12 protein-coding genes and 2 pseudogenes are annotated in these 12,661 nt (G+C 67.8%); 3 read left to right on the forward strand and 11 right to left on the reverse strand.

The window, feature by feature from the left end; translation table 11 throughout:
* A pseudogene (locus ACFVWD_RS55225) lies at positions 1–112 on the forward strand (type I restriction endonuclease subunit M); the annotation flags it as partial.
* Between the two features lie 25 nt (positions 113–137).
* Here the strand turns inward: ACFVWD_RS55225 and ACFVWD_RS55230 are convergent.
* The 9 genes from ACFVWD_RS55230 to ACFVWD_RS55270 form a co-directional block, all read right to left on the reverse strand.
* Positions 138–335: a hypothetical protein gene (locus tag ACFVWD_RS55230; protein ID WP_389606503.1), complete on the reverse strand. Its 198-nt coding sequence runs from the start codon at positions 333–335 to the stop codon at positions 138–140.
* Positions 336–589: 254 nt separating this feature from the next.
* Complete coding sequence (locus ACFVWD_RS55235; RefSeq protein ID WP_389606505.1) at positions 590–1,033, reverse strand: hypothetical protein; 444 nt, start codon at positions 1,031–1,033, stop codon at positions 590–592.
* 48 nt (positions 1,034–1,081) lie between these two features.
* Positions 1,082–2,113 (reverse strand): hypothetical protein, encoded by a 1,032-nt coding sequence (locus tag ACFVWD_RS55240; protein ID WP_389606506.1) that lies wholly within the window; start codon positions 2,111–2,113, stop codon positions 1,082–1,084.
* Positions 2,110–4,107, reverse strand: coding sequence for a hypothetical protein (locus ACFVWD_RS55245; RefSeq protein WP_389606508.1), 1,998 nt, complete (start codon positions 4,105–4,107; stop codon positions 2,110–2,112). The genes ACFVWD_RS55240 and ACFVWD_RS55245 overlap by 4 nt, the downstream gene beginning before the upstream one ends.
* The gene (locus ACFVWD_RS55250; RefSeq protein WP_389606510.1) at positions 4,104–4,859 is read right to left on the reverse strand and encodes a toll/interleukin-1 receptor domain-containing protein; all 756 of its coding nucleotides are present in this window, start codon (positions 4,857–4,859) and stop codon (positions 4,104–4,106) included. Before ACFVWD_RS55250 ends, ACFVWD_RS55245 begins: the two co-directional genes overlap by 4 nt.
* 12 nt (positions 4,860–4,871) lie before the next feature.
* A complete protein-coding gene (locus tag ACFVWD_RS55255; RefSeq protein WP_389606512.1) occupies positions 4,872–6,164 on the reverse strand; it encodes a helix-turn-helix domain-containing protein in 1,293 nt (430 codons plus the stop codon).
* A gap of 471 nt (positions 6,165–6,635) precedes the next feature.
* Positions 6,636–8,222, reverse strand: a complete 1,587-nt coding sequence (locus ACFVWD_RS55260) for a Na+/H+ antiporter (protein WP_389606514.1) — start codon at positions 8,220–8,222, stop codon at positions 6,636–6,638.
* A 284-nt stretch (positions 8,223–8,506) separates the two neighbouring features.
* The gene (locus tag ACFVWD_RS55265) at positions 8,507–8,656 is read right to left on the reverse strand and encodes a hypothetical protein (RefSeq protein WP_389606516.1); all 150 of its coding nucleotides are present in this window, start codon (positions 8,654–8,656) and stop codon (positions 8,507–8,509) included.
* A complete protein-coding gene (locus ACFVWD_RS55270) occupies positions 8,644–8,946 on the reverse strand; it encodes a hypothetical protein (protein ID WP_389606518.1) in 303 nt (100 codons plus the stop codon). The genes ACFVWD_RS55265 and ACFVWD_RS55270 overlap by 13 nt, the downstream gene beginning before the upstream one ends.
* 179 nt (positions 8,947–9,125) lie before the next feature.
* Between ACFVWD_RS55270 and ACFVWD_RS55275 the strand changes: the two are divergent.
* Positions 9,126–10,155: pseudogene (locus ACFVWD_RS55275) on the forward strand (integrase core domain-containing protein).
* Between the two features lie 74 nt (positions 10,156–10,229).
* Here the strand turns inward: ACFVWD_RS55275 and ACFVWD_RS55280 are convergent.
* Positions 10,230–11,510: an RNA-guided endonuclease InsQ/TnpB family protein gene (locus ACFVWD_RS55280; RefSeq protein WP_389606520.1), complete on the reverse strand. Its 1,281-nt coding sequence runs from the start codon at positions 11,508–11,510 to the stop codon at positions 10,230–10,232.
* A 25-nt stretch (positions 11,511–11,535) separates the two neighbouring features.
* Between ACFVWD_RS55280 and tnpA the strand changes: the two genes are divergently transcribed.
* Entirely contained in the window at positions 11,536–11,967 is a 432-nt protein-coding gene (gene tnpA / locus ACFVWD_RS55285; RefSeq protein ID WP_389606522.1) for an IS200/IS605 family transposase, read from the forward strand.
* Between the two features lie 33 nt (positions 11,968–12,000).
* Here the strand turns inward: tnpA and ACFVWD_RS55290 are convergent, their stop codons facing one another.
* Positions 12,001–12,552 carry a hypothetical protein gene (locus ACFVWD_RS55290; RefSeq protein WP_389606523.1) on the reverse strand — a complete coding sequence of 184 codons (552 nt, stop codon included), beginning with the start codon at positions 12,550–12,552 and terminating at the stop codon, positions 12,001–12,003.
* Positions 12,553–12,661 lie beyond the last annotated feature (109 nt).

The following is a 12,661-nucleotide window of genomic DNA, read 5'->3' on the forward strand; positions in this document are numbered from 1 at the left end:
CCGGACCGGGCTGCGCGCCGAACACGAGAAGCAGATCGACGAAGAAGCCCGTGCAGCCCACTGCGCGAAGATCGAGCAGGCCGCCAGGTCGGCCGCACCAAACAAGGCTTAGAGGCCTCTAAACCCCTTGGAATCGATCATCTAGGCATCGGCGGGCCCGTGGTCGAGGACGGCGGCGGCGATGAGCTGGGCGGCGGGGGAGTGTGGGGGTGCGGGCGGCACGTTTCGGCGATGTGGTCGGCGTCTTCCAGCTCGGGTTGCTGGGTAGTGGTGGCGGCGGTGATCTCCAGCCAGGTGTCCTGGGCGAGGCTGACGGCGAAGGCGAAGTGCCCCACTCCGTACAGCGCGGCGGCCGGGAGGCCGGCATCAAGGGCGGCGCGCCAGATGGCGGAATCTGCGCCATGGCACCACTCATGACGTCCTGGCCTGCTGGTTCGACGTGGACCGATCCACCATCACCACCCGCGCCATCGGCGAGGTGCGGCTCGTGCTGGTGCAACGGGGCTGCACCGTCGCACCGGGCGTCCGGCTGCACGCTCTCGCCCAGGTCACATTTGAGGTCACCCCGCTGCATGGGTGTGCTCAGAACTCAGTCCTGTGGCGGGTCGGGGTGGTGGGCGTGGATGGTGAGTCCGGTGATCCGGCCTGATTGGATGACTGGGCCGTGCTGTACTCCGCCGTTGATGTTGTTGTGTACGGTGCCTGGCCGCGCCGCTTCGCTCTGGAGGTGCTGCAACGACGTGAGCAGTTCGCGCAGTTCGGCGCCGGAGGCGGCGCGGGACTCCAGCAGATGTCGTAGGTATGCGTCCCACTGTTCGACGGTGTCGCGGGCCCCGTGTGGATGGCCTGTGGACTGAGAGGCGAGGAGTCGGGTCCGCGCGGCGTCCAGGTCGGTGATCGTGGAGTTGCCTGGATCGCTGCGTGAGAGGAACCGCCGCAGGAGCTCGCGGGCGTGTGTCCAGGAATCGGTGACCATGAGCGAGACCAGGGTGGTCGCTCCCGACGCGGTCAATGCGGCCAACTCGCTGTCCATGGTTCTCCTTCAAGTAGAGCTCGGACTCCGGGTATTCGGCCGTCTGCGTCATCTGGGGGGTTCTGGCTCTTCCGGCTCGTCCGCGTGGGCGGTGAAGGCTGCTGGTGGGTCGTAGCGGCGCAGCAGTTCATCGGCCGTCTCGTGTTTGTCCTGCGTTCTGATGATGTCGGCGATCTGCTTGGTGAGCATTCCCCGTCGGCCATCTCCGCTGGTGAAGCCCATGCCGGTGAGGAAGGCTTCGAAGTGGTCAGCGGCTGTCGGTTCCCGTTCGACGGGAGTGGAGGGCCCGTTGGGCGTGGGGATGAGGTCCTGAAGCCGCTCGGGGATGTCGGTGTCGTTGGCTGCGGATGTGAGCTGGGCAAGGAGACCGAGGTCTGCCACGGTCTTCTCTATGTGGTTGTCGTTCTTGGCCAGCCACCAGACCACCGCGCTGCCGGTGTCCTTGAGTACGTCGTCGCCCAGGTATTCGCGCTTGCTCTGCTCGTATTTGCGCTGGTGTTCCCAGACTGCCTTGTCCTTGCGGACCTCAGCGAGTTTGGTCAGCCGTTCCTGGTCGGGTTCGTGCAAGGTGAGCGTGATGTTTTCTGCCATGACTTGGAGGTGTCCGGTGTGGTCCGGGCGCATTCTGCTGAGGGCACCGCTCAGTTCGTGCTGAACGAGTGAGGCCCGGCCGGGCTCCCGTTGTTCGGCGAGTGTGCGGGCGCGGTCCAGCACCGCTTCGACGGCGAGGCCTGCCGGGTTGAGGACGGGGTCGTCGCCATGGGTTTCGAGGGGGTGCCACCGTACGGTGGCGGAGAACACGAAGTCGTAGTCGGCCCATAGGCTGGGCAGTGCGACGCGGCTGACGTGGTGTTCCCTGCGCTCGATTGGGGTGGCGGGGAGGAAGTTCGTGAAGTCGGCGGGTAGAGAGCCGCGGCGCATCGTGGCGATCTTGAAGGCTGCTGCGGGAGCACCGGCGACGGCAAGGGCCAGGGCGGCCCAGGCCCATGTGGGCCACTCCTGCACCAGGCCGAGGATGGTCAGCAGTAGGGCACACAGGACGGTGAGGAAAACGGTCGTCGTCTTGCGGCCGGTGGTCATCGTGTAGTCCCCCTGGGCGGTGCGGGTGGAGTCGGTGCGGCCGGCGGGCGTAGGCCCTGGGCCGTGGAGATCTTCTGGAGCAGGCGTTCGGTGGTTGCGGCGCCGGATGTCCGTCCGCCGGGGGCGGTGGGCTCTGCGGCGCGGGCGGCCGAGTACAGCGCTGCGAGGATGCTGCCGCTTCGGTCTGCGGCATCGACCAGCAGAGCAAGCAGCCGGTCGCGATGGCTGTCGGCGGTGCAGGCCGTGTGCAGCCATCGTTCGGCGTACGGCTGCCAGTGCGGCTGCGGCAGTCGGGCGAGCGCCTCCGCCCAGCCTGCTACCGCGCAGTCCTGGACGCCCTTTTCGTCGATGAGCGGGCGCGGCGCGCCTGCAGGGTCCGTGAGTGCCACGGGGTCGCAGATCCGCAGGAAGAGGCGGGCATCGACGGTCGGTGCGGCCGAATGACGGGTGAGGCGATCGAGCATGCGGCGGCGAAGTCGGGCGCTGGTCGCCGCAAGGCGGCACAAGGCATCGAGAGCGGGGGTGGCGCCGCGTTCCCGGCGGGCCAGGTGATGCAGGCGGGTCACGGCCTGGTCGGGGTGGGTGGGTGCGATCACGTCGGTGCAGGCGCGTAGGAGAACATGCGCGAGGTTCCCCGTCAGCTGCTTGTCCCTACACCAGGAGTAGACGAGCATCCGCAGACTTCGGCCGTAGCGCGGGTCGTGGAGACCGCAGGCCAGCGTGTCTACAGCGGCCTCCAGCCGGGCACGGCTTGTGGGCGCAGCGCTCCACTCCTCCGCCAGGAATGCCAAATCGTTTCCCCGTCCGGTGCGCAAGTACTGGTCGGCGAGCCGGCTCACCAGTCTCTTGCGCAGGTCCGAAGTGATATGCGGATCGTCCAGCTCCGTACTCTGAGCGGTCCAGGTGCTGAACGGGTGCCGCAGGTCAGGCATGTGGTCCCAGAAGTGAGCGCGGACCGCGGCGTCGTAGTCCAGCTTGTCGAACCGCACGCGGCCGTCCGGCCCGGCTGCTGCACAGATCTCCTTTAAACGCTCGGCCAGGTCTTTGCCTTCGAGTGAAGGCGTCTCGTCCTGCGGCGTGTTGAGGGTGCTGAGCAGGAGTGCGGCGCCGCGGTGGATGACGTCAGCATGCGTGCCGTGGAGCATGGCGGTGGCGAACAGCAGCGCCCGCTGTGGAGCGGCGCACTGTGTCGCGACGAGCTTGGCGACTTCGTTGCGCCACTGCGTGCGTGCGTCGCGGGACTGCTTGCACCAGGTGGCGAACCCGTCACGTACCGGAAACGCTGCACGGGCTCGGCGCACGCGGTCGGCGAAGTGTGCGATTTCCTCCATCGGCGGCTGTTCTTCCAGGAACTCATCCAGCGCCGGGGCGGGAAGCAGGTACTCCTCGTGCGGTATCCGGTGGAGCCGAAGATGCCGCCGGAAGACCTCCATGTCCGGCGGGCGCGCGATATCGGCCCGGTAGGGCTGGAGGTGAGACTCCAAGGCGCCGTCATGCGGCATGACGACCACCAGATGAGCCTGCTGTTCCTGCACGGCCTGGCGGAGCGCCGACAGGTCCCTGCGCGTCTGAGCCCACTGGGAGACGTCCGCCTCGGCAAGGTTCAGCAGCAGCCGGTCACCGACGCCGACCAGACCGGGGTCGGTGAGGGTCCCCTCCTCTTCGCCGGGCAGAAGCTCTCGGAAGATACCTGCGCCCTGGTGAACCTCGTGCAGCAGGACGCATGCTGCCGCGGTCCTGCCGCTGCCAGGAGCGCCGTGCAGGATCACGGTGCTGCTGCCGTCGAGCACACGGCGTGCTCTGCCCATCCCGGTGGGGTCGACGAACTGCTGCCGGAGAAGGCGGAGCTGGTCATCTGCGATGCGGCGCGGACTTCGGCCGGGCGCCTCCTGGTCCCCAGGGCCCACATTGACGGTGTAGCTGTAGAAGTCGCCCGAGCCGGCGTGCACCGGGCCGCCGGGCTGCTCGACGCGCGTGGTGAACGTATCGCTCACCGTTCGTTGCCCTCGGGCTGGCCCGAGTCACCGAACTGGTGGCGGACGTCACCGTGCTGATCACCCTCGATGCTCGTCATGCCGTCACCCGAGTAGTGCCGATCACCCGAAACGTGGCGCGAGTTCTGGTAGATGTTTCCCTGGCCGGAATGCACGGGACCGGTTGACCCTTTGATCACGGTGTTGCCGACGTCTCCGGTGAAGTCCTGGCTCTGCACGGCCGTTCCGCTGACGGCGCCGGCCGAATTGGACACGGAGCCGGGATCAGGCGCCGGTACTTCGGCGTGGTCGAGGTCGTAAAGCTCGGGAACCATCTCGGCTACCAGGTCGCCCAGGCGCTTCAAGTCCGCTTCTGCGTTCTGTGTGTCCAGCCGCACGGACTGCAGTTCGGCCAGCCTCGCCAGTTCGTCCGGCAGTTTTTCCTTGCGCAGGCGCTCCGTCCCCCTGCCTGCGAGGACGGGCACCACCGGCACCCCGCAGGTGAACGCCTCCTCGATCTCCTTGCGGACCCAGTCCTCCGGGTCGCGCAGCCGGGACTGGAAGTTGAGCCAGTCGGCCCCGATGACCGCCAGCACCAGTGCGCTGCGGCGCACGTTCGTGAGGAGGGCGTCGGGGTAGGTGGAGCCCGGAGGGATGGACCGCGAGGCGCGAAACGCCCGGTCCTTGCCGAAACGGTTGGCAAGCTCGTTGTCGATCAGGGCGGCGATGTCATTGCCGTCCCCCGTGCGGTAGTTGATGAACACGTCGGGCATGCCAGGTTCCTCTCAGGAGACAGGGAGTCGGGACAGTGCTGCCAGGCGTGGCTCCAGCCGGCGCACCAGGGCGTGGCCGGAATGGCGGGCCAGGACGCGGGCGAGGCGACGGAGGTCGATCGTCACGGTCGCGGACCGGACGGCCACCACCCCATCGAGCAGCGGCGCCGCCAATGCGCAGGCGTGGTCGATCTCGCCGTGCGACGCATAAGCCAGCGCCCGGCGTACGCCGTAGCGCACCTGCGTGCGCACCGCATCAGCCGAGACCAGAGCGAGCTGGCGGTCCAATTCCTCGGCTGCCTTCCGCATCTGGCCGAGGTCGAACAGACACCACCCGGTGATCATGCCGACCGAGTCAGGCAGATGCATGCTGCCGATCACCGGAGCGTCGCCCTCGCTTTCCTGGCGGGCCAGCAGTGTCCGGGCCCGGTCCAGAGCGCGCAAGCACGCGTCACCATCGCCGGCGAGAGCGTGCCCCTGCGCCTCGCGCTGCGCGGCAAGACCCCGGATCCGCGGCGGGAGCGTGCCGCTCTGCGCCCGACGTGCCAGAGCAACGGTCTGCTCGGCATCGTCCTGATACAGCGTGACCAGGGCCCGCCGGACCAGCGCATACCCGGCCAGTGCCCGGTCGCCACCGGCTGCAGCAAGGTCCACCGCGCGCTGCGTCCACCACAGCGCCGCCTGCTCGTCACCCGTCTCCTGCACCAGCCAGCCGACGTACTCGGCGTACCGGGAGCCCAGCGCCAGCAACTCCTGGCGGGTGCGGGAATCCACGTGCGCGGACAACTCCCGCAGCGTATGAGTCTGCGCTATCAGCCCGGGCAGCAGGAAGCCGGGCTCGACGCTCTGGCCGAGCCGCCGGTAGTGCGTGAACAGCGAACGGGATGCATCCAGCATCCCCATGCCCCCGGTCGGCGATACGCGGCCCTGGCCGCCCGTACGCCAGCTCATCAACGAGGCTGCCCCGGCGCTCACGACCTGCCGCCGGCCCACGGGCTGAAACTCGCTCGAACCTTCCGGTGACAGCCGCATCACCCACTCCTCCTCATTGACCCCGTAGGGAGCCGGTTCCTTCGGCACGTCAGTAACGGGCGGGGAGACCAAAGCGATCAGTGCTCCGCCGGCGTGGAGGGCGGCGTCGCACAACCGAGCCAGATCACGGCTGGGCGCTTTGATGCCTCGTTCGACCTTGCTCAACTGCGCCTTGCTGTAGTGCACGACGGCGGATAGCGCCGTGAGACTCAATCCGGCGCCCAAGCGCCGCTTCCTCAGCTCTTCGCCGAACTCGCTGGACGGCTGCAGCACGGAAACCTCCAGGACCGTCCATCCAGGTGCAAGAGGGTTGCTGCACGAAAGAGTGCGGCACCCCGGACTGGACGGACAAGGCAAATGGCACTGTTTCCCGTTTCCTCTCCGCAGACGGGAGGCACTACTCGCGACGAGAGGGACCCGCCGGGTCGGACGCCCGACCCGGCGCGGATAACCGGAAGCGGGGCGTCGCGCGTCACAGGCCATCACCTCCACTCCCAGCCTCCTCCTGGTCGCCGCCGCATACCTCCGATGCTGGAAGGGCGCGCGAGGCGGCCAGGGCAGTGAGCCGGCGATCAAGGTGCCGGTGTCGATATGGGCTGAACACCATCGCCATGCGAGCAGCAGGACATGCCCTCGGTCATGTCAGCAGCCCGCTGGTCGCACGAGGCCGACAAAGCCGGCCGCTCTCGTTCGTCCATTGATCGGGGCGGAAGGCTTCGACCTAGGGGTTACCGGGACTGGCAGTCAGCCGCGGTCACGGAGGCTGGCTTCTTCGAGGTCGAGTTCGTGCTGGATCCGGCGCCGGGTGACGTTGCTGATCTTGTTCGCTTCGTAGAGGCGCTGGAGCTCGGCCGCCTCGATGGAGATGAGTGTCCGGCGTATCTCGCGGTAGGCGTCGGCAGGACGGGCGTCCGGGTCGCTGTAGTGGGCGTCTTCAGCCTGGTGGATGCGCGCTTCCAGATGACGACGGGCCTGTTTCAAGGCGGCCTCGGCGGCGGCACCCAGATCAGCGAGCTGATCCAGATCGCCAAGCTGTTTGAGCTCTTCGAGAGCGGCGTTTGCAATGTGTCGGCGGGTCCGGGCCTCCTCGCGGGCGGTCCGCTCCGGTTCCAGAGCGATGCCGGAGCGGCGGACGACGGGGACCAGGGTGAAACCCTGGAAGATCAGAGTGAGCGCGATGGTCCCGGTAGTGAGCGTGAGAATGAGCGCCCGGTGCGGCAGCGGCGCCCCTGTGTGGGTGACCAGGGGGATGGAGAGCGCGGCTGCCAGCGGCATGACGCCTCGGGTACCCGCCCAGGACAGGACAGCCGGGACGCGCCAGGAGAGGCGGTTGTCGACCTCCCTGTGCCGGTGGTGGATCAGGGCGGACAGCGGGAAGATCCACAGCAGGCGAATCGCCAGCAGAGTGAAGGCGATCACCGGCACCCACAGCGGCCAGCCGTGCTCGTCGCGCGCGAGATGACGGACGGCCGAGGGGAGCTCGAGGCCGATCAGGGCGAAGACGACGCTCTCCAGCAGGAAGGTCACGGTGTCGTAGACGGCGTGGACCTGGAGGCGGACGGGGGCGTTGCTGAGCTTGTGGCCGGTGCTGCCGAGGACGACCCCGGACACGATGACGGCGGTCACGCCGGAGGTGTGCGATTGCTCCGCGATGACGTAAGAGGCGTACGGCGTGACCAATGCGATGACGGTCTCCAGCATGGGGTCCTCGGTCCGTCTGCGGATCAGGGCCACCACTGCGGCGACCGCCGCGCCGATGAGACCTCCTCCGCCTGCAAGGATCAGGAACTGCTCAACGGTCCCGGGCACACTGATGGCGCTGCCGGACACCGCAGTGGCCACGGCGACCTTGTACAGGACCAGTGAGGTGGCATCGTTGAACAGGCTTTCCGCCTGCACCATGGCCTGCACGCGCGGTGGGAGAGACAGGCGCCGGCCAAGCGCGGTCACGGCCACGGGGTCGGTGCTGGCCAGGACAGAGCCGAGGATGAACGCGGTCGCGGCCGTGAGCGGGGTGATCGCGTGGGCCACGTACCCGACGCCGATGGCCGAGGCGAGGACCAGGCCGAAGACCAGGCCGGTCACAGGCCGCCACACGGTGCGCAGGTCGCGGACGGAGATTTCCCCGGCCGCGGCGTAGAGCAGCGGTGGCAGCACCAGCACGTTGATCACGTGAGGCGGCAGGCGCACCTCTGGAACCCAGGGCATCAGCCCCACGACCAGACCGGCAACTACGAGGAGCGAGGGGGCGGGCAAGCTCCAGCGTCGGGCACCGGTCGCCACGGCAGTGGCCAGAACCACGAGCAGCAGGATGACAGTCAGGCCGGTCATGGAGTGTCCCGGGTGGGTTACGGCTTGTTACCCCCCTCTGACCAGGTGCTTTATAAACGTAACCGACCTCGGGCGGTGATGCAGCTGACAAGGAGCCGCGACCATCCGGGGCGCGGCAGTCGTTGCGGCGGCGCACCTGCCCATGGTCAGGCCCTGCCGGCGGTGAGCGCTCCGGGCTCGCACATGCGATCGACGGTCGCCTCGCGGTCGGGGTGACCGGCGAACTGGTGGAGAGGCGGTATTCCGGAAGCGTGCTATCCGGTGCCCGTCAACTTGTCAGCCGGTCAACTTTTCAGCGAACCCAGGAATTCCAGCAGCGTCGCATTGACCTGGTCGGAGTACCCCTCGGCGATGCAGTGGCCGCAGCCGGGCAGGATGTGTGCCGGTCCGATGCCCGGGTGAAGCGTGGGCAGAGCGGGGATCAGTTGGTCCATCCCCGGGAACCCGTAGACCAGGTCACGGTCGCGGGTGACGTAGCGGCCGGGCATCCGGTACTGCGCACCCCCCACGGGGCGGTCAGCTGCCAGTTGCGGTACCAGTTGAGAGCGCTGGTGAACCCAGCTTCGGTGAACTCCGTCGCGAGCGTGTCGATGTCCGCTTCGGCGAGCCAGGAGGGAAGTTCCTCAGGGTCCTCAAAGAGGTCCAGGAATCCGTTGCCCGGTGGGACGAACGGCTCGACCGGCGGGTCGCTGTGCGGATTGTCGCCGGAGAGCCCGTACATCACGCGGCGGAAGGTGCGGTGCGGGTCCTTCGCGAGCTCGGCGTCCGCGACACCGGGTGCCTTAAAGTAATTCCAGAGAACTGACCGCCGAAACGCTCGCGCATCGCCTGCAGCGGAGGAACCGGCCCACGCTGCGGCGGCGGGACACCGAAGCCCACAACCCCCGGACGACGTCAGGCCGCATCAGCGCGGTGAACAAAGGCATTGAGATCCTTGCGCTGCGGCACCTGCTGCTCGTTCTGCAGTGCCAGGTCGGCCGGCCTGTGTTCGCCGGCACCGACCGCGCGGTCCTTGCCGGCCTGTTCCACCACTTCCCGGCAGCGAGACTGCGGCGCCTCCTGCTGCTGGTACGCCCCGGACACCATCCTGCGGTGGCACCGCGACCTGCTCAACCGTCGCCACGCTGCGACCTGTGTGCCGAAACGACGCGGACGCCCACCCACCGTCCGCTCGGTCCGCGCCCTGGTCCTACGCCTTGCCCGAGAGAATTCCTCCCGGGGCTACCGCAGGATCCACGGCGAGCTTGCAGCGCTCGGCATCAAGACCGCCGCCTCCACCGTCTGGGAGATCCTCCGCGAGCACGGCATCCCGCCCGCGCCCGAACGGCAGAGCACCACCTGGGCCGACTTCCTACGCGGCCAGGCCGAGGCCCTGCTCGCCTGCGACCTCTTCGAAGTCCGCACCCTGACCGGGGCACGCTTGTACGTCTGTGCCGTCATCGAGCACGCCACCCGCAGGGTGCGGATCCTGGGCGCCGGCGCGCACCCGACCGAGGACTGGATCGCGCAGCTCGGGCGGAATCTCCTCATGGACCTCCAGGACGCCGGCAGCAGGGCCGGGTTCCTGATCCGCGACCGTGGCTCCAAGTTCACCGCCGCCTTCGACGCCCTGATGTCCGACGCCGGACTGAAGGTCGTCACCACCGGCATCCGGATACCGCGGATGAACTCCCTCATCGAGCGCTGGATACAAACCTGCCGGCGCGAGCTCCTGGACAGAACCCTGATCTGGAACCAGAGCCACCTCCTCCACGCGCTCCGCGAGTTCGAGGACCTCTACAACGGGCACCGCCCACACCGAACGCTCAAACAGGCCGCTCCGTTCAACCCGCTACCGGAACCGATTCACGTGCCAGCACAGGTCCGGCACCTGGATATCCACCCACGAGACCGACTCAGCGGAACCCTGCACGCGTACCAACATGCGGCCTGACCAGGTCGGATGACTATTCGGCACCTGCACAGTTCTTTGAAGTGCTCTCCCAGCTGAAGCAGGGAGATTCCTGCCTACCTTGCGGTGGCGGGCTTGACGCGGCGAGCGCGCCTGGCGACTGCCCTCCCGGCAGCCGGGATGAGCGCGTGGCCCGTCCGATACAGGTGCAAGATGTTCCGCGCTGCGTTGTGGTCGGCGTTGCCTGTCCATCCGCAGTCGGGGTTCTTGCACACGAACAGGGCCTGGGTCTCCCGGCTGCCAGGCGTGGTGAAGCCGCACGCGGAGCAGCGTCGGGAGGTGTTCGGGGCGGGGACCTTGGCCAGGGTGCCGCCGCGTCGGGCGAGCTTGTACGTCAGCATGGTGACCGTGCGGCCCCATGCCTCCCCGCTGACCGAGCGGTTCAGCCCGGATTTCTGGGCGACGTTCTTGCCTGGTTGGTCCACGGTTCCCTTGGCGGACTTGACCATGTTCGTGATCGTGAGTGCTTCCACCACGACGGTGCCGTACGTGTCGGCGATCTTGGTGGTGGTCTTGTGCTGCCAGTCCGAGGCCCGGCGCTTGGCTTTCGCGCGGAGCCCTGCGATCTGGTCGTAGGTGTGGTGCAAGCGACGGGAGGTGCGTTCGCCGGGCTTGCGGTGCTTCTTGCGGCGGGCGGCGCGCTGCTCCAGGCCCAGGAGCCTGGCCTGTTCCCTGGCGGTCAGCCATTCACCGTGTCCGTACATCTCGCCGTCGGACATGGCGAGGGGCACGGTGATGCCCACGTCGATGCCGGTTTCCGGCCCCTGGTGGGGTTCGGGGACGGGTTCGAGGCTCTGGACACGGAAGGCGATGTGCCAGCCGAGCGGGTCTTTGACCAGCCGGGCGCCGGTGATCCGGTTGTCCTTGTCGGCGTGCTTGCCGACGGGGAGGTCCTTGGTCCAGCGGAAGCGGACACGGCCGATCTTCGGCAGGTTGGCCATGCCCCACCGGCGGTGGACACGGACGATGTTCAGGTCCCGGCCCTGCGGCACGTCCACGGTCAGGGCGGTGCGGAAACGGGCCTTGAAGTTCGGGGCGTCCGCCCAGCCGTCCCAGCAGTTCTTCCACGCCTGGAAATACGTTTTCAGCACTGCCTGCGCGGCCTGAGCGGGAAGGACGGCGAGGAAATCGATTTCCTGGCGGGCCTGGCGGATCGCGGCGTCCGCGTTCGCGAGGGTCCGCTTCTCCTTCGGCATCATCTGCCACCAGGCGTGCAGGAGATTCCACATCGTGCGGGCCGCGTGCGCCTGATCGTCAGCCTTGAGCGCCAGGGCAGGGGACAGTGCAAGCCGGGCGCGGTGCCCGAACTGCCGTGTCTCCAGGCCGCGTTCACTCACGGACGACACCCTACGGTGTTGGTTTATGTCACCACGCTGGAATCCAAACCCCGATGTGCGCGCCGGTCGTCACGTCGTGCACAGCCTGCACGTCCACTTGGTTTTCGTCACCAAGTACCGGCGGAAGGCGTTCACCGACGCCATGCTGACCCGCTGCGAGGAGGTCATGCGCGAGGTCTGCACCGACTTCGAGGCCGAGCTGAAGCAGTTCAACGGCGAACAGGACCACGTCCACCTCCTCGTCCACTACCCGACCAAGGTCCAGCTCTCCAAGCTGGTCAACAGCCTCAAGGGCGTCTCCTCCCGCAGACTCCGCCAGGAATACGACGCCCACGTCCGCCGCTACCTGTGGGGCGGACACTTCTGGTCCGGCTCCTACTTCGCCGGGTCCTGCGGCGGGGCACCGCTGACCGTCGTCAAGCAGTACATCGAGAACCAGCAGCGCCCCGCCGGCTGAGGACAACACTGCGGACCCGTGCACCAGCGCGGGTCAGAGCAGTTCTGAGATGGCCTTCACCCCCGCCGTAAACGGCGGAGCACTGGCCAAGATCAAAGGTAGATCTGCCAGCAGGCCCTCGATGTCAGCGCGTTCGGGTAGGGATTCTTCGATGGTGTGAGGGAGCGCGGCCTCCCAGAGTGACCGGGCGGCCACGAAGTCGCCTGCGGCAGCGTGTGCGCGTCCCAGGACCACACGCAGGCGCGTGACCGTCAGACCGTGGCCCGCGGCCACGCGGCGGGCCAGCGCGGTGGTACCGAATTCGATTGCGTGGTGGATTCGGTTTGCGGCGAGGTACGTCTCGACGATCGCCGTTTCTGCGAGGTCCTCCGGTGCGAAGCCGGGTGTACCCAGGTCCAGCAGATCCTGCAGCGGCTCGATCCAGTTCAGTGCCTCGGCCACACGCCCGGCACGAACGCAGAGGACGGCCAGGGCGGAGAGAGCGTCGTAGAGGTTGTTCTGGCTGCCGACCACCTCGGCGGCGGCCCTGCCTTCGGACAGCAGTTCTTCCGCCGGGACCAATTGGCCCATGGCCAGATGCGTCATGCCTGCTACGCGCTTGAAGTTTCCCCGTGATCTTGGACACTCGTTGGTTATGCCGCGAGGGTGTGTTGATGCCGCTGCCTGGTCTCGGCTGGGGTGAGGTAGCCGAAGG

This window comes from Streptomyces sp. NPDC058086, from assembly GCF_042885015.1.
GTDB lineage: Bacteria > Actinomycetota > Actinomycetes > Streptomycetales > Streptomycetaceae > Streptomyces.

What these genes read in the sequence shown, in the direction of transcription:
- ACFVWD_RS55250 (WP_389606510.1), bottom strand. Translation starts at nt 4,859, where the DNA reads ATGCCCGACGTGTTCATCAACTACCGCACGGGGGACGGCAATGACATC.
- ACFVWD_RS55240 (WP_389606506.1), bottom strand. Translation starts at nt 2,113, where the DNA reads ATGACCACCGGCCGCAAGACGACGACCGTTTTCCTCACCGTCCTGTGT.
- ACFVWD_RS55265 (WP_389606516.1), bottom strand. Translation starts at nt 8,656, where the DNA reads ATGGACCAACTGATCCCCGCTCTGCCCACGCTTCACCCGGGCATCGGA.
- tnpA (WP_389606522.1), top strand. Translation starts at nt 11,536, where the DNA reads ATGTCACCACGCTGGAATCCAAACCCCGATGTGCGCGCCGGTCGTCAC.
- ACFVWD_RS55235 (WP_389606505.1), bottom strand. Translation starts at nt 1,033, where the DNA reads ATGGACAGCGAGTTGGCCGCATTGACCGCGTCGGGAGCGACCACCCTG.
- ACFVWD_RS55260 (WP_389606514.1), bottom strand. Translation starts at nt 8,222, where the DNA reads ATGACCGGCCTGACTGTCATCCTGCTGCTCGTGGTTCTGGCCACTGCC.
- ACFVWD_RS55290 (WP_389606523.1), bottom strand. Translation starts at nt 12,552, where the DNA reads ATGACGCATCTGGCCATGGGCCAATTGGTCCCGGCGGAAGAACTGCTG.